General features: G+C 43.7%; 17 protein-coding genes. 8 read left to right on the forward strand and 9 right to left on the reverse strand.

What is annotated here, in order from left to right; genetic code table 11:
• The first annotated feature begins 45 nt into the window (after positions 1–45).
• Entirely contained in the window at positions 46–1,344 is a 1,299-nt protein-coding gene (locus EO130_RS04035) for a Zn-dependent hydrolase (RefSeq protein ID WP_241244294.1), read from the forward strand.
• Positions 1,345–1,346: 2 nt separating this feature from the next.
• Here the strand turns inward: EO130_RS04035 and EO130_RS04040 are convergent, their stop codons facing one another.
• Positions 1,347–1,916 (reverse strand): lysoplasmalogenase, encoded by a 570-nt coding sequence (locus EO130_RS04040; RefSeq protein WP_164732870.1) that lies wholly within the window; start codon positions 1,914–1,916, stop codon positions 1,347–1,349.
• A 92-nt stretch (positions 1,917–2,008) separates the two neighbouring features.
• A complete protein-coding gene (locus EO130_RS04045; protein ID WP_127140245.1) occupies positions 2,009–2,482 on the reverse strand; it encodes a CYTH domain-containing protein in 474 nt (157 codons plus the stop codon).
• Between the two features lie 27 nt (positions 2,483–2,509).
• Here EO130_RS04045 and dinB point away from each other — a divergent pair, with 27 nt between their 5' ends.
• Positions 2,510–3,610 carry a DNA polymerase IV gene (gene dinB, locus EO130_RS04050; protein ID WP_127140246.1) on the forward strand — a complete coding sequence of 367 codons (1,101 nt, stop codon included), beginning with the start codon at positions 2,510–2,512 and terminating at the stop codon, positions 3,608–3,610.
• A 150-nt stretch (positions 3,611–3,760) separates the two neighbouring features.
• Here dinB and EO130_RS04055 read toward each other — a convergent pair whose 3' ends face one another.
• Positions 3,761–6,541: a M16 family metallopeptidase gene (locus EO130_RS04055; RefSeq protein WP_127140247.1), complete on the reverse strand. Its 2,781-nt coding sequence runs from the start codon at positions 6,539–6,541 to the stop codon at positions 3,761–3,763.
• 201 nt (positions 6,542–6,742) lie between these two features.
• On the opposite strand from EO130_RS04055, the gene EO130_RS04060 reads away from it, so the two are divergent.
• A complete protein-coding gene (locus EO130_RS04060) occupies positions 6,743–7,321 on the forward strand; it encodes a TetR/AcrR family transcriptional regulator (RefSeq protein WP_127140248.1) in 579 nt (192 codons plus the stop codon).
• 52 nt (positions 7,322–7,373) lie between these two features.
• Here EO130_RS04060 and pyk read toward each other — a convergent pair whose 3' ends face one another.
• The 5 genes from pyk to EO130_RS04085 form a co-directional block, all read right to left on the reverse strand.
• Positions 7,374–8,816 (reverse strand): pyruvate kinase, encoded by a 1,443-nt coding sequence (gene pyk, locus EO130_RS04065; protein ID WP_127140249.1) that lies wholly within the window; start codon positions 8,814–8,816, stop codon positions 7,374–7,376.
• A 2-nt stretch (positions 8,817–8,818) separates the two neighbouring features.
• On the reverse strand, positions 8,819–9,289 hold the full coding sequence (locus EO130_RS04070; RefSeq protein ID WP_127140250.1) for an IPExxxVDY family protein: 471 nt from the start codon (positions 9,287–9,289) through the stop codon (positions 8,819–8,821).
• 105 nt (positions 9,290–9,394) lie between these two features.
• Positions 9,395–10,132 carry a ribonuclease III gene (rnc, locus tag EO130_RS04075; RefSeq protein ID WP_127140251.1) on the reverse strand — a complete coding sequence of 246 codons (738 nt, stop codon included), beginning with the start codon at positions 10,130–10,132 and terminating at the stop codon, positions 9,395–9,397.
• 9 nt (positions 10,133–10,141) lie between these two features.
• Positions 10,142–11,392 (reverse strand): beta-ketoacyl-ACP synthase II, encoded by a 1,251-nt coding sequence (gene fabF / locus EO130_RS04080; protein ID WP_127140252.1) that lies wholly within the window; start codon positions 11,390–11,392, stop codon positions 10,142–10,144.
• Positions 11,393–11,493: 101 nt separating this feature from the next.
• Positions 11,494–11,727 (reverse strand): acyl carrier protein, encoded by a 234-nt coding sequence (locus EO130_RS04085; RefSeq protein ID WP_009778413.1) that lies wholly within the window; start codon positions 11,725–11,727, stop codon positions 11,494–11,496.
• Between the two features lie 162 nt (positions 11,728–11,889).
• Here EO130_RS04085 and purN point away from each other — a divergent pair, with 162 nt between their 5' ends.
• From purN to EO130_RS04105, 4 genes are all read left to right on the forward strand, one after another.
• Positions 11,890–12,453 (forward strand): phosphoribosylglycinamide formyltransferase, encoded by a 564-nt coding sequence (gene purN, locus EO130_RS04090; RefSeq protein WP_127140253.1) that lies wholly within the window; start codon positions 11,890–11,892, stop codon positions 12,451–12,453.
• Positions 12,453–13,088, forward strand: coding sequence for a ribonuclease H1 domain-containing protein (locus EO130_RS04095; protein ID WP_127140254.1), 636 nt, complete (start codon positions 12,453–12,455; stop codon positions 13,086–13,088). Before purN ends, EO130_RS04095 begins: the two co-directional genes overlap by 1 nt.
• Before the next feature lie 98 nt (positions 13,089–13,186).
• The gene (locus EO130_RS04100) at positions 13,187–14,113 is read left to right on the forward strand and encodes a PfkB family carbohydrate kinase (protein ID WP_127140255.1); all 927 of its coding nucleotides are present in this window, start codon (positions 13,187–13,189) and stop codon (positions 14,111–14,113) included.
• Positions 14,114–14,157: 44 nt separating this feature from the next.
• Positions 14,158–16,056 carry an amidophosphoribosyltransferase gene (locus EO130_RS04105; RefSeq protein ID WP_127140256.1) on the forward strand — a complete coding sequence of 633 codons (1,899 nt, stop codon included), beginning with the start codon at positions 14,158–14,160 and terminating at the stop codon, positions 16,054–16,056.
• A gap of 665 nt (positions 16,057–16,721) precedes the next feature.
• On the opposite strand, the gene EO130_RS04110 is transcribed toward EO130_RS04105, so the two are convergent.
• The gene (locus EO130_RS04110; protein WP_127140257.1) at positions 16,722–17,330 is read right to left on the reverse strand and encodes a superoxide dismutase; all 609 of its coding nucleotides are present in this window, start codon (positions 17,328–17,330) and stop codon (positions 16,722–16,724) included.
• Positions 17,331–17,452: 122 nt separating this feature from the next.
• Here EO130_RS04110 and EO130_RS04115 point away from each other — a divergent pair, with 122 nt between their 5' ends.
• Positions 17,453–20,569 carry a UvrD-helicase domain-containing protein gene (locus tag EO130_RS04115; RefSeq protein WP_127140258.1) on the forward strand — a complete coding sequence of 1,039 codons (3,117 nt, stop codon included), beginning with the start codon at positions 17,453–17,455 and terminating at the stop codon, positions 20,567–20,569.
• Positions 20,570–20,582: the final 13 nt, after the last annotated feature.

A 20,582-nucleotide genomic window follows, 5' to 3' on the forward strand; every position in this document is an offset into this window, starting at 1 on the left:
AGAAATCATAGTCCGCTAATTTGTTACCTTTCGGAAAACCATACCATGATGAAACCATTTCTACTATTCTTTTTGGCCTTTTTATGCCTTGGCGTGACCACCGCGCAACAAAGCGAATTAAAAGTTAAGCAAGACCGTCTGGAGGACAGGATATTCACACTGGCGGAATTCGGAATGCAAGAAAACGGTGAAACGGAACGGGTAGCCTTTAGCGATGCCGATATTGAAGCACGCAACTGGGTGATACAAACCCTAAAGGGTTTGGGTGCTGATGTTCGGGTGGATGCTGCAGGAAATATTATTGGAACCCGGAAAGGTACCGATACTGCTAAAAAGCCCATAGCTTTTGGTTCCCATATCGATAGGGTTCCCAATGGTGGGAATTATGATGGTTGCTTGGGTTCCATGGCGGCTTTGGAAATTATCGAAACGCTAAATGAAAACAACATAACTACCCAACATCCTTTGGAAGTCATCATTTTTCCAAACGAAGAAGGCGGGGTTATGGGAAGCCGGGCGATGGCCGGAAATCTGGGCAAATCAGCTTTCCCCATTGTGAATGCTACTGGGTACTCCATGGGCGAGGGAATCATGAGAATTGGAGGGGATACCACCAAAATTGAAAGTGCCCAACGCGAGAAAGGGAGCTTGGCCGCTTTTTTGGAGCTTCATATTGAGCAGGGTGGCAAACTAGAAAAGGAACAATTGGACATAGGCGTCGTAGAGGGTATAGTTGGACTTAATTGGTGGGATGTTGTGTTTACCGGTTTTGCCAACCATGCTGGTACCACTCCCATGAATGCGAGACAAGATGCTTTGTTGGCCGCGGCCAAATATATTGTGGCCGTAAATGAAATTACCAATAGTTTTGAAGGCACCCAGGTAGGCACGGTAGGGCGAATAAAGGCAGAACCTGGCGCCCCGAATGTAATTCCAGGAAAAGTGGTCGCCAGTCTGGAAATACGCGACCTATCCTCGGAAGTCATCCAAAAAGTGTACCGCGCCATTAAGGAAAAAACAGAAGAAATTGCTCAAGCTTCCAATGTGTCCGTAGAGTTTTTACCGTTGGATACCACTGCAGAGCCTGCCCTAACGGATACGAAGATCCAAAAAGAAATTGAAGCCGCTGCCAAGGCACTGGGGTTGAGCTTCCAATATATGCCTAGTGGTGCAGGTCATGATGCACAGGATATTTCCCGTTTCGCACCGGTGGGGATGATCTTTGTTCCGAGCAAAGGCGGCATCAGTCACTCGCCCAAAGAATTTACCTCAGCGGGGGATATGGCCAATGGTGCCAACGTTCTGCTTCACACTATTTTATCTTTGGACAAGAAGTTGGATTGATGTCAGCTCTGGGGAGATAAGATGATTCTTCTAGCCGCGTTGGCTATCAACCCAATACTCAACCAGTATGTACTTAAAATGACAATACTGGCATAGTCGAAATTCGTTTTGAATTTTGCGATGGCAATCATGGTATCAGAGAACATGAATAGAAGTACGGCCACGGCAATCCATACAAACGTCTTGCTTCTTTCCTTTAGGAAAAGTCCAATCCCTTGCCACGCCATAAAACAGATGACCACAACATACACCCCCACGGGCACCATAAATTCTCCAAGACCTGGTTTCAACCACAGGAAAAGACCTGTGCCGATACCGTACAGCACCAAAAAGGAAATCCAATGAGGCCTAAAACCCTTTAATTGTAGAAAAGCCGAGGCAAATAACAGATGAGCGACCAGGAACGCAGCCAGTCCGAAAACGAAGTAAGCTGGAAACAATAAGAGTATATCGCCTAGCAAACAAAACAGGAAAGCCGACACCATCAGACCTTTGAACTTGGATGGCCGTGTTTGAGTACCAAGCAAAAGCAAGGACGCCACCAAAATTGTGGTCAATGGCTTTAAAAGCATATACGCCACTGTTTGACCCAAAGCCTCGGACAGCATGGCTAAAAAGGCGCTAATCCCAATACAAATGTTGATTATTGTAACTGATCTGGATGTTACCATTCCTTGTATGGTTTTATGCTCAATTGTGAATTGTAATATGGGATTTGACCCGTGACTTCCTCGCCCAACCAAGCTGGCCTTTCAAAACGTTCATCTTCGTGTTTGAGTTCCACCTCGGCCAAAATGAGACCTTTATTCTCACCCAAAAACTCATCCACTTCAAACAAGTGGTTTCCCCATGGAACCTCAAAACGAACCTTTTCCAAAATACCGGATTCGCACAAATCAATCAGGTTTGTAGCCTCCGATGCCGTAATTTCTGTTTCCCATTCAAAGCGGGTAGTTCCAGAGTCGTTACTGGGTCCTTTAACGGTCAAAAAACCCTTATCTCCTTTTATCCGGACCCTGACGGTACGTTCTGGGTCAGTGTTCAGAAATCCTTGTACAATTCGCGTTTGCGATGTGGCCTGTTGTTTGAATCCATCGCTTGTTACCAAAAACTTACGTTCTATTTCCAAATGTTCCATCAAACTAAATATACCCTAAATTTGGGTATGGATTTCGATTTTCCCTTACGAAAAATCATTCATGTGGATATGGATGCCTTTTACGCTTCGGTGGAACAGCATGACAATCCTGAGCTCAAGGGAAAGCCGATTGCCGTTGGAGGAGGTTCCAAGCGCGGTGTGGTATCTGCAGCAAGCTATGAAGCAAGAAAATATGGGGTTCGGAGTGCCATGGCCGGCTCCATTGCGTTGCGGAACTGTCCACATCTTATTTTTGTAAAACCCCGATTTGACCGCTACAAGGAGGTATCCCTTCAAATCCGGGAAATTTTCTATGAATACACCGACTTGGTGGAACCACTATCATTGGATGAAGCTTATTTGGATGTGACCGAAAACAAAAAAGGGAATCCATCAGCTACTTTGATTGCCAAAGAAATTCGTCAGAAAATTTTCGACAAAACCGGGCTGACGGCCTCGGCTGGAATCTCCATAAACAAGTTTATCGCAAAGGTGGCCAGCGATTACAACAAACCCAATGGTCAAAAAACGGTCAATCCTGAAGAAGTTATCGAATTTTTGGAACATCTTGATATCCGGAAGTTTTACGGGGTGGGGAAAGTCACCGCCGAAAAAATGTATCGCCTTGGTATTTTCACGGGGAAAGACCTCAAAGAAAAGTCACTGGAATTCTTGGACAAACATTTTGGTAAAAGTGGCGGGCATTACTATCACGTGGTCCGTGGTATTCATACCAGCGAAGTCAAACCTCACAGGACTCCAAAGTCAGTCGGGGCCGAACGCACCTTTTCCGAGAACTTGAGCAGCGAGATATTTATGCTGGAAAAGTTGGATAACATTGCCCAAGAGCTGGAACGCAGGCTTCAAAAATCGAAGATTGCGGGCAAAACTGTGACCCTTAAAATCAAGTATAGTGATTTTACGCTCCAGACCAGGAGCAAGACTTTGCCCTATTTTGTAGCCAGCAAGGATTTGATCTTGGAAACTGCTAAGGAGTTGCTATACCAATCCTCGTTGGAAAATTCCGTTCGGTTATTGGGTATTTCCTTGGCAAACCTAAACACAGAAAAAGAAAAAGACGAGCCCAAAAAGGAGTCCGTGCTGGTTCAGTTGAAATTTGATTTTTAAAATAGGAGGCTATCTAAGAAGTCGTTTTTAACGTCAACCTGAACTTGTTTCAGGTTCTCATAACACATAAAGCGTTATATGGTGAGATTCCGAAACTAGTTCGGAATGACGGATCAGTTAAAAGTACTATTAGAAAGCCTCCTTATTCCATTAATTTTTGATGTCCGATTCCACAGGCTGAACCGCAGGCTTTTTGGGGTTGCCATCGGCATCTATCTCTATGATGTTATCAAAACCCAGTTCATCCAACTTATCTATGATTTCGGCCCTGTCACCCACCATAAACCAGTTTACTTTGTCTGGCTGAACCACTTGATTGCTCACCTTTCGAATATCATCCACCGAGAGGTTTCTTACATTCTGGTCATATTTCTGATAATAATCATCCGGCAAATTATAGCGTACCAAGTTTCTCACCGAACTGTTCACCGAACTGTTGGTTTCCCACTGGCCAGGAAGCTTCAATACTTGGTTGGTCTTTACTTTATCCAACTCTTCCTTTGTTGCAGGTCTTGTCGATGTAAATTCAGCAACCTCCTTTCGAATCTCGGTTACGGACTCGGCGGTTTTGTCAGTCTGAACAGGGGCATAAACAATAAATGGACGTTCTTCCTTGGAACCTATCACAAAGCCTCCAGCTCCGTAGGACCAATGTTTATCTTCTCTCAAATTCATGTTGATTCGGGAGGTAAAGTCCCCTCCAAGGATATTGACCATTTGCTCCAAAGCTATTTCCGAAACATCGCCATACTTTTCTGTGAGATGTCCCGCCAGAATCACGGATTGTTGGGATTCGGGCCTGTTCATGAGATAGAGGGTGTTCTTGGAATTGGTCTTTGGCTGATTGAAAACAATCTTGGGAACGTCGCCCTTTTTCCATTTGCCCAAGGTTTTTTCCAATTTTGATTTAAGCTCTTTCATTTCAACATCACCCGTTACAATTAAAGTGGCATTGTTCGGCTTAAACCATGTATTGTAAAAATTCACCACGTCTTGGCGTGTCAATTTAGAAACGGTTTCCTCGTATCCGGTTCCCGTGTAAGGGCTGCTGTACGGATGGTCGTCACCATATAGGTATTTGTTCATCACCCGAAGGGCCATGGAAATGGGTTGGGATTTTTCCTGTTTGATGTCATTGAGCTGTTCCTTTTGCAGTCGTTCAAATTCATTTTCGGGGAATACCGGATTGAGCACTACATCCATAAATAGGTCCAAACTGGCATCAAAACTGGGTTTTAAGGTGCTCATATATACATTGGATTCATCTTGGCTGGAAAAGGTGCTCAAAGAGGCTCCCAGTAGCTGTAGTTGCTCGTTGATCTCGAGGGCATCCATATCCTTGGTTCCTTCGTCCATCAGGTTCATGGCCAATTTCGCCGTTCCCGCAGCGGACAGGTAGTCCGTTTTATATCCCGCATCGGCCACTAGGTTGATTACAATAGTGGGAACTCCTTTGCGCTGCGCCAAAACCACGTTTAGGCCATTAGATAGTTGTGTACGTTGCAAATCCGGAAACTTGGAGCTTTTCTGCTCTGCAAGGGCGGGTAATGTGCTTCGGTCCACTGGAGATTCTACAATGTCATATTCCGGGAAGGGTCTGCAAACCAAAATGTGTTTTCCTTTGGTGAGCCACTTGGCCGCTGTTTTCTTTAAATCTTCCGCCGTGGCATCTTCCACATACTTTAATGTGGTTTTGTAATAGGACGGATCACCATGGTAGGTCTGATTGGAGGCCAAAATATCCGATACGCCCCCAAAGCCGCCAATACGCTCCAGTCCCTTGATAAAATTGGCAAAATAGCTCGCCTTTACTCTTTTGAGTTCGTCCTCAGTGGGTCCTTCTTGTATAAACTTATTGATTTCGGCTTCTAGCTCTTTTTCCAATTTTTCTGGGTCCTCGCCCTGCTTCACATTAAGCCAAGTGATAAAATTACTTGCAATTTCACTGGAAGACTGGAAGGAAACGGCAGCGCTTGCCGATTGGTCTTGGTAGATAAATTTTTGATACAATCTTGAGTTCTTCCCACTGGTCAAAATAGCGGAAATCAAATCAAAATGAAGGTCCTCCCTAGAACCGTAAGGTGGTGTATTCCATGCAAAGAGTACCCGGGTTTCTGGTACGCGGTCCTCGTACACTTGACGGGAATCGTACTCTTTGTTGGGAATGTTTACTTCTTGTCTTTCCACCGTAGGTCCCGATGGAATATCCCCAAAATACTTGACTACTTTTTGGTGAATCTCTTCGGCGTCAACATCGCCAGCCACAGCCACCACAGCATTGGCCGCTCCGTAGTACGATTTGAACCATTCCTGCACATCTTCCAAAGAAGCGGCATTCAAATCTTCCATTTCACCAATGACCGTCCAAGAATAGGGATGCCCCTTTGGATACATTGCCTTGGTCAAATAGTCCCACTGCATGCCGTAAGGCTGATTTTCGCCTTGTCTTTTTTCATTTTGGACTACACCTCGTTGTTCGTCCAATTTGGCTTGGTCGATAGCGCCCAACAGGTGCCCCATCCTATCGGACTCCAAGAAAAGTACTTGGTCAAGGGCAGAAACGGGTACATTTTGAAAATAATTGGTTCGGTCGGTATTCGTGGTGCCGTTCAAATCCGTACCCCCGATGCTTTCCAAGGCTTGAAAATAGTCGGTGTTGTAGTTTTCACTCCCGTTGAACATTAAGTGTTCAAATAAGTGCGCAAATCCGCTTTTACCCGGCTTTTCGTTTTTGGAACCCACATGGTACCAAACGTTTACGGCAGCAATAGGTGCCTTGTGGTCCTCATACACCAAAAGGGTGAGTCCGTTCTTTAAGGTGTACTTTTTGTAGTCGATGTCGATGTCGTCGGCTTTGAACTGAAACTCCTGTCCATAATGGCTGACAACGAAAAATAGGCCAAAAAAAGCGGCCAAAAGTAATCTTTTCATTTCTAGTGATTTTAAGTTATTTGATTGATAAAATACCATCCACAAGATAGGAAAATGTTTACAACCCTCGACATACTAAACAGTTAGGCAATGGAATTACATGTCATCTTGATGATTTCATTGGTGGTTTCATTGCGCTACACGATAATTCTTTCTTAATTTGTGAAACCATCGACCACCATTAACTATATTCTTAGATTTATGCAACGAAACAAATTGCACGAGCACATCATATCCTCAGCGGGAGAGCTTTTCTATTCCCAAGGGTATAATTCAACGGGGGTCAACGAGATTATTTCCAAATGTGATATCGCTAAGGCGACTCTTTACAGCCACTTTAAGTCAAAAGAAGATATCTGTATTGCCTACCTGAAGCAACGCCACCAATCGTTTTTGAAAAGCCTCAAGGATTATGTTAATCAAAGAGGCAAAGGAAGGGCCCAGTTGTTGGCCATATTCGATTTGTTGCGCGATATGTACCTAGAAGAAAACTTTCAAGGGTGTTGGGCCCTTAAAACACTTGGGGAACTGGCACCAGACCAAACCAAGATCTTGGAAGTGATCCAACTTCAAAAAAAGGAATTGCTGCTATATTTGGGAGAAGTGGTCGGCGACAACATTTCCAATCTTTCCAAAGCTGAGACAGAAAAAATATCGGGCGGACTTTATTTGCTATATGAAAGTGCAGTTACAGAAAGCCATCTATTTAAAAACGACTGGCCTATTTTTATGGCAAGGAGCATTGCCCCTTCGCTCTTTAAAGATCTAGAGTTGGCATAAAAAAGGCGTTCATCGAAATGAACGCCTTTTAAAAAGTTATAATCTGAGGAGACTAAAAATTGCAGCTCTCAATTTCGGTAACACGAAGTGTATTCACCATTCCCTTTTCCTTAATGGGCATGGCTGCCAAACTCACGAGCATATCGCCGACTTCCAAGAAACCTTTTTTGCAGGCTATTTGGTTCACATCCTCAATGGTCTGGTCGGTTGAGACAAACTTGTCATAATAAAAAGCCTTTACGCCCCATAGCAAGTTAAGCTGGGTAAGTATCCTCTTGTTCGAGGTAAACACGAGAATATGGGCCGAAGGTCTCCAGGCCGAAATCTGAAAGGCAGTGTACCCACTGTTGGTCAATGTGGAAATGGCCTTTGCAGAAATTTCATTGGCCATTAACGCTGCATGGTAGCAAACCGATTTTGTAATGTATCTTTTGGTTCGGATGTGTGGTGGGTTCTGTGGTACTTTGATAAGGGTAGAGCCCTCTACGCTGGTCACGATGCTCGCCATTTTTTCAATCACCTGCACAGGGTAGTTACCTACTGAAGTTTCTCCAGAAAGCATTACGGCATCTGCCCCATCCATAACCGAGTTGGCCACATCGTTCACCTCTGCACGTGTCGGTGTGAGGCTGGTGATCATGGTTTCCATCATCTGTGTAGCGATGATTACTGGTATCCTCCCTTTTTTGGCACTCAAAACCAATTGTTTCTGTACTAGGGGAACTTCTTGGGCGGGTATTTCTACCCCCAGATCTCCACGGGCCACCATAAGTCCATCGGAGGCCTTTACGATTTCATCAATGTTCTCCAAGGCCTCAGGCTTTTCAATTTTGGAGATTACCGGTATTTTGTGATCTGTATGTTCCTTGATCAAGTTGTGCAGATCGTGCAAGTCTTGCGCATGGCGTACAAAGGACAACGCGATCCAATCCACATCCTGTTGGATGGCAAAAATGGCATCCTTGATATCTTTTTTGGTAAGGGCAGGTAATGAAATACTGGTATTGGGCAGGTTCACCCCTTTTTTTGATTTTAGGGGGCCACCTTGTATTACCTTGGCAACCACTTCGGTCTCCCCGTTGGTAGATTTGACCTCAAAAATCAATTTACCGTCATCCAAGAGGATACGCTCCCCAGCCTTCACATCTTTAGGGAAGTTCTTGTAGTTCATGTATACTCTCTCGGCGGTTCCCTCGAAAGGTTCTCCCGTTACAAAAGTAACCTCATCACCAGGGGCTACGATCGCTTCGCCTCCCATGACGCCTACCCTAAGTTTGGGCCCTTGCAAGTCAGCAAGTATGGCGGTGTTGATTTCCAACTCCTCATTAAGTTCCCTTATCATTTTAATTCGCTCGGCGACATCCTCATAAGCGGCGTGGGAAAAGTTTATTCTAAAAACATCCACTCCGGCCAGGATCATTTCCCTAAGGGTTTCCTTTTTACTGGTGGCCGGACCGAGGGTCGCTACAATTTTAGTCTTCTTTCTAGTTGGCATTGTTAAAAGATTAAATTTCTTTTTGATTTTAAGTTCTGTGTGTCCAATGGGTATGCGGTGATTACTTTTCCTATTTGTTTGATGGTCTTGAGTTTTTCGGAAAACATGGTCTCATCCACTGCATCTACTTTCAAAAAATAATCTACTTCCTTTTTTTCCCTCACCAAATGGCCTATTCTTTTGGATACATTATTTTCAAATAAGCCTATGGAAGGCATCACTTCTTCGGTTTCGCACTTGTTGGCGATCAGTGTCCAGTACATATCGTTCATCTCATCTTCCCAATCAAAAGCGGAAAAGGCCATGTTTTCATCCAAACAAAGGTCTTTCTTCATCCGTTTTAGATAAAGTCCACAATGGGAATTTATGGCATAGGCCATGGCATAATCTTCCAAATCACTGTGGATGGCAATGAGGTGAAAACTATCATCATAAAGGTCTGCCGATATCTTGTGCGTAGTTAACATGCCCATAACACGAACTGTAAATATAGGCTTATTACCAATGATTGCCTAGTCAATACAAAACAATACACTTATAAAATAAGCGAAAACGTTTGAGTTTACCATTATTTAAAGTCACTGTTTTTCTATCTTGCTCTGCAAAGCAAAGTATGCTCGTTTGGATGCCTTTTCCTCGGCCTTTTTCTTGGATGTTGCCCTTGCCTTTGCCAATATTCGGTCGCCTATGGTAAGCTTTACGGCAAAGTGCTTGAGTTCATCGTTCCCTGTGTCTTCGTACACATGATAATTAAAGGACTTCTTCTCTTTTTGGCACCATTCGATCACCAAACTCTTATAGCTGATCACCTTGCCCTCCAATTGGTCAATATCCACATAAGGTTCTATCACGCGTTCATCGATGAACTTTTCGCAATAGCTATAGCCCCTGTCCAGATAAATGGCGCCAATCAATGCCTCGAACACATTTCCATGGATATTTTCCCCGAAATGTTCCTTGGGAATACGGCTTTCAACAAACTTTAGGAGACCCAAGTCTTTTCCCAGCTCATTTAGGTGTTTTCGGCTTACCACTTTGGAGCGCATTTTCGTCAAATAACCCTCATCTCCTTCGGGCACTTCGTTGTACAGATATTTTGAAATGATGGTGCCCAACATGGAATCCCCAAGGAATTCAAGCCGTTCGTAGTTGATGGGATTCCCTTCACCGTCCTTTTTATTCATGGAACGATGCAGGAAGGCTGTTTTATAAATGGCGATATTCTTGGGCTTAAAACCTAAAATCCTTTTCATACCCAAAAAAAAATCCCCATCCGAGTTGGGATGGGAATTGAATATTTTGGAGGTGAGTTTCATGTTACAAAACTACCCTAATTTTTTGAATAAAAGACAGGCATTGTGTCCTCCAAAGCCAAAGGTATTGCTCATGGCCACCTTTACCTCACGTTCTTGAGCCTTGTTCAAGGTCAAGTTCAACGATGGATCTATTTGCTCATCCACAACACTATGGTTAATGGTAGGTGGCACCAAGCTGTATTCCATGGCCAAAATGGAGGCAATTGCCTCTATGGCCCCAGCCGCTCCCAACAAGTGTCCGGTCATGGACTTGGTAGAGTTGATGTTGATTTTTGGTGCGTGGTCCCCAAACACTTTGGTTATCGCCTTAAGTTCAGCAACATCTCCCAGTGGTGTTGAAGTACCGTGTGTATTGATGGCATCTACATCCTCAGGTTTCAATCCAGCGTTTTGCAAGCAATTTTCCATCACTTTCACCACTCCTATTCCCTCTGGGTGTGGGGCAGTCATGTGGTAGGCGTCACTTGATAGTCCTCCGCCCAATACTTCAGCGTAAATTTTCGCTCCACGTGCCTTGGCATGCTCATACTCCTCAAGTATAAGTGCTCCTCCACCTTCGCCCAATACAAAACCATCACGTGTGGCATCAAATGGTCGCGATGCTGTTTCGGGGCTTTCATTTCTGGTGGAAAGCGCATGCATGGCGTTGAATCCGCCCATACCCGCAATGGTCACTGCCGCCTCGCTACCTCCGGTAACGATGACATCGCAATGTCCCAACCTGATATAGTTCAGTGCATCGATCATGGCATTTGCCGAGGATGCACAAGCAGAAACCGTAGTATAGTTGGGACCCATAAATCCATGTTTGATGGAAATATTGCCCGGTGCAATATCTGCAATCATTTTTGGGATAAAGAAAGGATTGAAGCGTGGTGTACCATCTCCTTGGGCGTATCCGATCACCTCGTTCTGAAAGGTTTCCAATCCACCTATTCCAGCACCCCATATAACTCCTACCCTAAACTTGTCCACAACGTCCAGATCAATCCCAGAGTCCGCAATTGCCTCGTCCGAAGATACTAGGGCGTATTGGGCAAATTTATCTAGTTTTCTTGCCTCTTTTCTATCGAAAAAATCCATGGGGTCGTACCCTTTAAGCTCGCAAGCGAACTTAGTCTTGAATTTTTCGGTGTCGAAATATGTAATGGGGGCAGAACCGCTCTTGCCGGTCCGTAGTCCTTCCCAATAAGCTTCCAAATTGTTACCAATGGGGGTTAATGCTCCCATACCAGTAACTACAACTCGCTTTAACTGCATTGAACTATTTTTTTACCCTTTAGACGTTAATTATAAAAAAAATTATCCATGCGATAACAACCACATGGATAATTTTTAATCTTTAGCGATATATCATATAATTACTTAGCTTCTTCTATATAGCTAATGGCTTGACCCACAGTGGCGATGTTTTCTGCTTGGTCATCTGGTATCTGAATATCAAATTCTTTCTCAAACTCCATGATAAGTTCAACAGTGTCCAAGGAATCCGCTCCTAAGTCGTTGGTAAAGCTAGCTTCCGCTACAACTTCATTCTCATCTACACCCAGTTTATCAACGATGATAGCCTTTACTCTTGATGCAATGTCTGACATAATTATTGTGGTTTTAAAAATTTAAATCGTTGGCAAAAATATAAAACTTTGGATTAAATACACTATTTAACGATAAAATGTGCTCGAAATTAAAGTTCTTCAAATGCTGTACCTTACTTTAGCTGTCGTAATTTAAATTAAAATCACGTCAATTCCTAACGAATGAAACGAATTGTAATCTTCGCGTCGGGCAGTGGGTCCAATGCCGAAAATATTATTTCCTTTTTTAGCGAAAAGTCCCAAGCAGAAGTCGTTGCGGTGCTCACCAACAAGAGTGCTGCCGTGGTCCTTGAACGTTGTGACCGCTTGGGGGTGCCGGGGTTTTATTTTAACAAACCAGCCTTTAGGGAATCCGATGCCGTACTCCGGCTTTTAAAGGGATTGGATGCGGATTTGATTGTTTTGGCAGGCTTTCTTTGGAAAGTTCCCACCCATCTTATCGAAGCATTTCCAAACAAAATCATCAACATACACCCTGCTTTGTTGCCCAAATATGGCGGAAAGGGCATGTATGGAGACAGAGTGCATCAAGCGGTAAAGGACAATAAGGAGACTGAAACCGGTATTACAATTCATTATGTGAACGAAAATTATGATGAGGGTGCCATCATCTTTCAGGCGAAAACCAAAGTTGAAGCTTCGGACACCCCGGAAAGCATTGCCCAAAAAGTACATCAGCTGGAATATGAGCATTTTCCCCAAGTGATTGAAAAAGTGTTGTCCTAATGGCCAAAAAAAAGAAGTTTTATGTGGTTTGGAAAGGAAAGCACCCAGGCATTTTTGAGTCTTGGGCAGATTGCAAGGCCCAAATTGATGGGATAAAAGGTGCCCAATACAAGTCGTTCGCCACTTTTGAAGAGGCAAAAAAGGCCTTTAATGGCAATTATTTGGAATATAAAGGCAAATCCAAGGGCAAAAGCGAACTCAGCCCCGAGGAACTTTTGAAAATAGGGGAGCCCAATTACAATTCCATAGCCGTGGATGCCGCTTCGAGCGGAAACCCCGGAAAAATGGAATACCGCGGTGTGGACACCAAGACGAAGCGAGTTCTTTTTCACCAGGGTCCGTTTGAACAGGGCACGAGCAATGTGGGCGAATTTTTGGCCCTGGTGCACGGACTTGCCTTTCTCCAACAAAAAAAGAGTGACCGCATTCTTTACTCCGATTCCCGAATCGCAATTGGTTGGGTGCGCAAGAAAAAGTGCGGTACCAAACTGGAAAAAACCCATAAAAACGAACAGCTTTTCGAACTGATTGAACGAGCCGAACTTTGGCTCAAAAAAAATCGGTTCAATACCCCAATTGTGAAGTGGGAAACTAAGGCCTGGGGTGAAATACCGGCCGATTTTGGCAGAAAGTAACCTGTCTTCGTGCTGATATTTCCATTTTTTCATAATTGGAACGCCCTTTGTACAAATTGGAAAGGGTAAACCGTATATTTGCACCAAAAATTTAGGGAATGGGTAAATTACTGATTGTGGGAACCATGGCTTTCGATGCCATTGAAACACCGTTCGGGAAAACTGGCAGAATACTGGGGGGCGCTGGCACCTTTATTGGGTTGGCCGCTTCACAATTTGATATCGACTCCGCCATCGTATCCGTAGTGGGTGACGATTTTCCGCAATCCTACATGGATATTTTAAAGGACAAGGATATTGATCTCAGCGGCGTGGAAATCGTGAAGGGTGGTAAAACTTTTTTCTGGGAAGGAAAATACCATAACGACCTTAACTCACGGGACACCTTGGCCACCGAGCTCAACACCTTGGCAGATTTTAACCCCATTGTACCCGAAGCTTACACCGATGCCGATATTGTGATGTTGGGCAATCTGCATCCAAATATTCAGATGAGTGTAATTAATCAGATGGAAAAACGACCAAAGCTTATAGTTTTGGATACCATGAACTTTTGGATGGACCATAGTTGGGATGATTTGATGAAGGTGATTTCAAAAATTGATGTCATCACCATAAATGATGAGGAGGCGAGGCAATTGACCAACGAGTATTCCTTGGTGAAAGCGGCAGCCAAAATTCAGGAGATGGGCCCTAGATATGTGGTGATCAAAAAAGGGGAACACGGTGCCCTTTTGTTCCACAAAGACCAGATTTTCTTTGCCCCAGCACTTCCTTTGGAAGAAGTTTTCGACCCTACCGGTGCAGGCGACACCTTTGCCGGAGGCTTTGCAGGATATTTGACCGAAACCGGAAACATATCCTTTGAAAGCATGAAAAATGCCATTATCCATGGCTCCAATTTAGCATCGTTCTGTGTAGAACGCTTTGGTACCGAACGGATGGTAGATTTAAAAAAGAGCGAGGTGGATGCCCGCCTGGCCGAGTTTAAGGAATTGACACAGTTCAATATTGAATTAACATAAATGTTTGCCCTGAGAATTTCGGGGCTTTTTTTATTAGGTTTGTTATGAGTGATCCCATTAAGCACGAATGCGGAATATCGTTGATCCGTTTGCTTAAACCCTTGGAGTACTACAAAGAAAAGTACGGTACAGCTTTTTACGGCGTAAACAAGATGTACCTAATGATGGAGAAGCAGCACAACCGCGGACAGGACGGCGCCGGTTTTGCAAGTATCAAAATGGACATGGAACCCGGGGAACGGTACATGAGCCGTGTACGATCGGCCGAACAACAGCCGATACAAGATATCTTCGCCCAGATCAACAATCGCATTAACACCGCTTTGACGCAAAATCCCGATCGGGAAGATGATGTGGCTTGGCAGAAAAAGAACATCCCATACATTGGTGAACTTTTGATGGGGCACGTTCGTTACGGAACTTTTGGAAAAAACAGTATAGAGAGCGTTCACCCGTTTTTGAGGCAGAACAACTGGATGCACCGTAACCTTATTGTGGCCGGGAACTTTAACATGACCAATGTTGACGAGCTCTTCGGAAATCTGGTGGAATTGGGACAGCATCCCAAGGAAAAGGCAGATACCGTAACCGTGATGGAAAAAATTGGTCACTTTTTGGATGACGCAGTTGCCAAGCTTTACAAACAGATCAAAAAAGAGGGTTACACCAAAAGGGAAGCTTCGGCGCTTATTGCTGAGCGGTTGAATGTGGCCAAAATCTTGAGAAAGGCATCCAAAAACTGGGATGGCGGTTATGCCATGAGCGGACTTATCGGACATGGGGATGCCTTTGTAATGCGCGACCCTGCGGGAATTCGCCCTGCCTATTATTATCAAGATGACGAAGTAGTGGTCGTGGCATCAGAGCGGCCCGTTATTCAAACCGTTTTCAATGTGAATTTTGAAGATGTACATGAGCTTGACCCCGGTCATGCCATCGTCATTAAGAAAAGTGGCTCCATGGCCTTGAAACAGATTTTGGAGCCTACGGAGCGAAAAGCCTGTTCTTTTGAACGTATCTATTTTTCCCGAGGTAGCGACAAAGAAATCTATCAAGAACGAAAAAAACTGGGAAAATTGGTTTTTCCAGAAATACTGAAGTCCATCGACAACGATTTGGAGAATACCGTTTTCTCCTATATCCCCAATACTGCGGAAACATCGTTCTTCGGGATGGTGAAAGAAGCCCAAAACTACCTCAACAAGAAAAAAGAGGAGCAAATTTTGGCGATGGGCGGTAACATCGATAGGGAAGAACTTCACCGAATTTTGGCCATTCGCCCACGTATTGAAAAGGTGGCCATTAAGGATGCCAAACTACGCACCTTTATCACACAGGACAGTAGCCGTGATGATTTGGTGACCCACGTTTACGACATTTCTTATGGTTCCGTGAAAAGTACGGACAACCTTGTGATTATTGATGATAGTATTGTAAGAGGAACCACACTCAAACGCAGTATCCTTAAAATTTTGGACCGATTGTCACCAAAGAAAATCATCGTGGTATCTTCGGCCCCTCAAATTCGCTATCCAGATTGTTATGGCATCGATATGGCCAAACTGGAGGATTTTGTAGCCTTTAAGGCAGCAAAGGCACTTCACGAAGACCATGGGACCACCCATTTGATCGAAGAAATCTACCATAAGTGTGTGGCCCAGACCAAAGCACCGAACAAAGAGGCCATTAATCACGTAAAAGAATTTTATGCACCTTTCTCGGCCAAACAGATTTCCAAAAAAATTGGAGAAATTTTGAGCCCGGAAGATATCAATGCAGAGGTTGAAATCATTTATCAGACCATAGAGGGATTGCACAGTGCTTGTCCCAAAAACTTGGGAGACTGGTACTTTACCGGAAATTACCCTACTCCAGGAGGAAACCGGGTGGTCAATAAGGCATTTATCAACTTTTTTGAAGGCAAGAACGAACGGGCGTATTAGTGCTGAAACACCTTAAAAACAGCTGAAAGCGTGCATTTTATCGACGAATCCCGTAGAACAGCGGGTTTTTATACGTTCGGCAATGTGCCATCCTACTTTAGTGCTTGCCATAGCATAAGTAGGTTAAGTTCATGGTAAGATTTGGGGCAAAAAAGGTGGAAGCTATTCCACCTTTTTTATTTTCTACAGTCCTCAAAAAGCCTGACAATCGAGCCAACTTTCTTGACATTTATCAATTATTGACGATTGTTATACACTTCAACCCATTTACAGGGGTTTCATCTAAAAGCTTACGAAAGAAATAATCCTCCGCCTTACTTTTGGAAGACCATAGCATAAGTAGGTTAAGTTCATGGTAAGATTTGGGGAAAGAAGGCGGAGCATGCTCCGCCTTCTTTATATTTGACTACCAAGGTTTTATCCATTTTATCGATGAACTGCTCCATTTCTTTTTCTTCAAAAAAGTAAAATATTTTTTAAAACCCTTTGTTATTTCTCACAATACCAGTATTTTAGTCTCGCCATAGCATAAGTAGGTTAAGTTTATGGTAAGATTTGGGACGAAAAGGGTGAGGACTTCCTCGCCCTTTTCTATTTTGGAAAAAAATGAAACAAAAAAGCCGTGCACCAAGTACACGGCTTTATATTTATAAATGAACTAGTTACTATTTACTAGCTGCGTAGTTTTCGGAAACCTTGTCCCAATTGATCACATTAAAGAATGCAGCAATATAATCGGGTCTCAAGTTTTGGTAATGCAAATAGTAGGCGTGCTCCCAAACGTCCAATCCCAAAATAGGATATCCTTCGCAGGCTACTCCAGGCATAATGGGGTTGTCTTGGTTAGGAGTAGAACATACCTCCAACTTGCCTCCTTTATGCACACAAAGCCAAGCCCATCCGGAACCGAACTGCGTGGCTGCTGCATTGGAGAATTTTTCCTTGAAAGCGTCAAAGGAACCAAAAGCCTCATCAATAGCAGAAGCCAACTCTCCAGATGGTTTTCCACCACCATTCGGGGACATTACTTCCCAGAACAAGCTGTGGTTAAAAAATCCGCCTCCATTATTCCTAACGGCTCCGTTGGACATATCCAAGTTGGAAAGAATATCAACGATTCCCTTACCTTCCAAGTCGGTTCCTTCAATAGCGCCGTTCAATTTGGTGGTGTAACCATTGTGGTGCTTGGTATGGTGGATTTCCATGGTTCTAGCGTCTATATGAGGTTCCAACGCATCGTATGCATACGGTAATTTAGGTAATTCAAAAGCCATAATTATCTTGTTTTTTTAGGTTATTACTTTGTTCACGTAAAAATACGGATTTTAACATTTATATTCCGCTAAAACCATGTTAACATGAGGTAAGGAATCCTTATTTTGCAGGAAAAACACTTTTGAAGGGGTCAAATTTTAAAATATACAGCGCATCGGCCGGTTCGGGTAAAACCTATGCCCTTGCCAAGGCCTACCTCACCTTACTGCTCGCAAACGATTCCCCTATAAAGTTTCGCCAAATACTGGCAATTACCTTTACCAACAAGGCGGTCGAGGAAATGAAGACCCGGATTCTGGACAATTTGTTCGCTTTCGGGCAAGAAACTGTCCCCGAAAAACAGAAAAGTCTGTTTTTATCCCTTTGTGAAGAACTTTCCTTGACGGAGGAACAGTTACGGCAACGTTCCCAACTCATCCTAAAACGGATTCTTCACAACTATTCTTTTTTTGAGATTTCTACCATAGATAAGTTCAACCACAAAATCATAAAGACCTTCGCCCGTGACCTCCATCTTTCCCAAAATTTTGAGGTAGAACTCAATCAGGATTTATTGTTGGAGGAAGCGGTGGGGCGTTTATTGGGACGAGCGGGAAATGACGAAGAACTTACCGAAGTGCTGATCGCCTTTTCCTTGGAAAAAATCGACGATGACAAAAGCTGGAACATTGCTTACGATTTGACGGAAATCGGAAAACTGCTGTTTCAGGAGAACCATGCCGAGCACATTGAACCATTGCGTGAAAAATCCATTTCAGATTTTACCCATATCCAAAAGCTGATTGCCTCGAAAAGCAAGGCCATTCAGGACAAAGTGAAACAGCTTGCGCAAGAAACACTTTCGGAAATTGAGCGACAAGGATTTGAGTTTGCTGATTTTCCATATAAAACATTGCCCAACCATTTTAAAAAAATGGTGGATGGAGAACTCGACCCAAAAAAATTGTATGCCGCAAAAACATTGGAGCCCAATCTGATTGAAGGAAAGTTGCTAAAGTCGACTGACAAAAGAGATGTGACCGGTTTGGCTACTTTTGTCCTTCAAAATTACCTCTCCCTAAAAGAATTTATCTATCGGTACAGTTACCTCCAAAACATTTATGGCAACATCGTACCAATGACGGTCCTGAACGAAATCGCCAAGGAAATCAAGAATATCGAATTGGATAGGGACATTGTACCCATCTCGTCCCTGAACGCCATTCTGTCCAAAGAAATCAAAAACCAGCCGGTTCCCTTTATTTATGAACGGATGGGCGAGAAATACCATCATTATTTTATCGATGAGTTTCAGGATACCTCAAAAATGCAATGGGAAAACCTTGTGCCACTCATTGGCAATGCCTTGGAAAGTGAGGATCAAAAACAAGAACGCGGTTCCCTTTTTCTGGTCGGCGATGTAAAACAGGCCATTTATCGTTGGCGTGGCGGAAGGGCAGAGCAATTTTTAAACTTGACCAACGGAAGATTCAATCCCTTTGTCGTGGAACCAAGCATCCATTCCTTGGATACCAACTGGCGAAGCCAAGACCAAATAGTAAACTTCAACAATAGTTTTTTTACCGCTTCGGCTCCGGTATTGGCGCAAGAGGATTACCGAAATCTGTTTTTGAACGACTCGCACCAAAAAACAAACAACAAGCCCGGTGGTTACATCCAACTATCCTTTTTGGATGGTGACCTCGAAGACAAAGACGGGACATATTGCAACGAAACACTAAAAATCATTCAGCGACTTGTTTCGGAACATCATGCTTTTGCTGATATATGCGTCTTGGTTCGGTCCAATGAAAAAGGAATGCTCTTGGCCGATTTTTTGGCACAGCATGAGATTCCCATCATTTCTTCGGATGCGCTTTTATTGGCAAAAAATGAGAAAGTCGTCTTTTTGGTTTCTATCCTCCGAATTTTTGAAAATCCAACCGACCGCGAAGCAGCCTATAAAATATTAAGGTATATCTGTACCGATGCAAAAGGCGAACACACCTTTATTGCCCAACATTTGGAGACTATCATACCCTTTTTGGCCAAAGAGCATGGTTTTGATGTGTCCCAATTAAAGGGCAAGCCCGTACTTACCATTTTAGAAACTGCCATAGTTCAATTTAAATTGAATGAGGGTTCCTTAGCTCATATTTCCTTTTTGATGGACGAGGTACTTGACCTTGAAAAAAGGGAGGGACCCAGCGTGTATGCGTTCCTTAATTTCTGGGAATCCAAAAAAGAATCGCTTTCCATTGCAGCGCCGGACGGTGTGGATGCCGTAAAAATTATGACCATTCATAAAGCCAAAGGGCTTGAGTTCCCATTTGTGATTTTTCCGTTTGCCGATTCAACATTGATCAAAAGGGACAAAAAGTCGTGGGTTGCCGCAACATCGCAAGAAGACGAAATAGGGCTGGATGAGTTCCTTTTGAACACCAAGAGCGATATGCTGGAATATAACCCCGTAACACAGGCCAAATACTTGGAAGTGGAGCAAAAGTCTTTATTGGATGCCATGAACGTGCTATATGTGGCGCTCACCCGTCCCGAAAAAGGCCTGTTCGTTATTACAGAAAAGAGCAAAAAGGAGATAGCAAGCATAGAAGCCGCCTCATCTTACCAAGACCTTTTTCAATGGTACGTTCAGCAACACAATTTGACCGAAACCGAAGGTGATATTTATGCCATTGGCACTTTTCCTTCGGAAAGCACCAAGAAAGCTATTGCATCCACAGCGAACTACATTCCCTACGTCTCCCGAGCCAAAACCGAGCGTGGGTTTGCCATTTCCACCACATCGGGTCGTCTATGGGACGATGAGCGATTGGAGGCCATTGAAATGGGGAACGTGATTCATTTTGCCTTAAGTCAAATCAAGACGGCGAAAGATGTCGATCCCATATTGGAGCGTTTGGAGATTGAAGGACATTTTCCGAAGGAATCCTCAGCGAGCATCAAACAAAAAGTATTGGCAGTTGTAAACCACCCGAAGCTGGCAGGGCTCTTTTTGGAGCATCTTCGCATCCTTAACGAGCAGGAAATACTGACCACGGGCGGACAGTCCCTTCGCCCCGACAGAATAGTCCTTGATGGAAAACAGGCAACGGTCGTCGATTACAAAACAGGGAAGCCATCGCCTAAACACAAAGAACAGATTGCCAACTACGCCGATGTTTTGAGAGAAATGGACTTTGAAATAAAACAATCCATTATTGTTTATATTGACCAAGAAATAGACCCTATTTTTGTATAAACCGATTTAAAAG

Source organism: Flagellimonas marinaquae (assembly GCF_003992675.1).
GTDB classification, from domain to species: domain Bacteria; phylum Bacteroidota; class Bacteroidia; order Flavobacteriales; family Flavobacteriaceae; genus Flagellimonas; species Flagellimonas marinaquae.

What these genes read in the sequence shown, in the direction of transcription:
- dinB (WP_127140246.1), top strand. Translation starts at nt 2,510, where the DNA reads ATGGATTTCGATTTTCCCTTACGAAAAATCATTCATGTGGATATGGAT.
- purN (WP_127140253.1), top strand. Translation starts at nt 11,890, where the DNA reads ATGAAACGAATTGTAATCTTCGCGTCGGGCAGTGGGTCCAATGCCGAA.
- pyk (WP_127140249.1), bottom strand. Translation starts at nt 8,816, where the DNA reads ATGCCAACTAGAAAGAAGACTAAAATTGTAGCGACCCTCGGTCCGGCC.
- EO130_RS04095 (WP_127140254.1), top strand. Translation starts at nt 12,453, where the DNA reads ATGGCCAAAAAAAAGAAGTTTTATGTGGTTTGGAAAGGAAAGCACCCA.
- EO130_RS04085 (WP_009778413.1), bottom strand. Translation starts at nt 11,727, where the DNA reads ATGTCAGACATTGCATCAAGAGTAAAGGCTATCATCGTTGATAAACTG.
- EO130_RS04055 (WP_127140247.1), bottom strand. Translation starts at nt 6,541, where the DNA reads ATGAAAAGATTACTTTTGGCCGCTTTTTTTGGCCTATTTTTCGTTGTC.
- EO130_RS04110 (WP_127140257.1), bottom strand. Translation starts at nt 17,330, where the DNA reads ATGGCTTTTGAATTACCTAAATTACCGTATGCATACGATGCGTTGGAA.
- EO130_RS04100 (WP_127140255.1), top strand. Translation starts at nt 13,187, where the DNA reads ATGGGTAAATTACTGATTGTGGGAACCATGGCTTTCGATGCCATTGAA.
- rnc (WP_127140251.1), bottom strand. Translation starts at nt 10,132, where the DNA reads ATGAAACTCACCTCCAAAATATTCAATTCCCATCCCAACTCGGATGGG.
- EO130_RS04040 (WP_164732870.1), bottom strand. Translation starts at nt 1,916, where the DNA reads ATGCTTTTAAAGCCATTGACCACAATTTTGGTGGCGTCCTTGCTTTTG.
- EO130_RS04070 (WP_127140250.1), bottom strand. Translation starts at nt 9,289, where the DNA reads ATGGGCATGTTAACTACGCACAAGATATCGGCAGACCTTTATGATGAT.
- EO130_RS04105 (WP_127140256.1), top strand. Translation starts at nt 14,158, where the DNA reads ATGAGTGATCCCATTAAGCACGAATGCGGAATATCGTTGATCCGTTTG.
- fabF (WP_127140252.1), bottom strand. Translation starts at nt 11,392, where the DNA reads ATGCAGTTAAAGCGAGTTGTAGTTACTGGTATGGGAGCATTAACCCCC.
- EO130_RS04045 (WP_127140245.1), bottom strand. Translation starts at nt 2,482, where the DNA reads ATGGAACATTTGGAAATAGAACGTAAGTTTTTGGTAACAAGCGATGGA.
- EO130_RS04035 (WP_241244294.1), top strand. Translation starts at nt 46, where the DNA reads ATGATGAAACCATTTCTACTATTCTTTTTGGCCTTTTTATGCCTTGGC.
- EO130_RS04060 (WP_127140248.1), top strand. Translation starts at nt 6,743, where the DNA reads ATGCAACGAAACAAATTGCACGAGCACATCATATCCTCAGCGGGAGAG.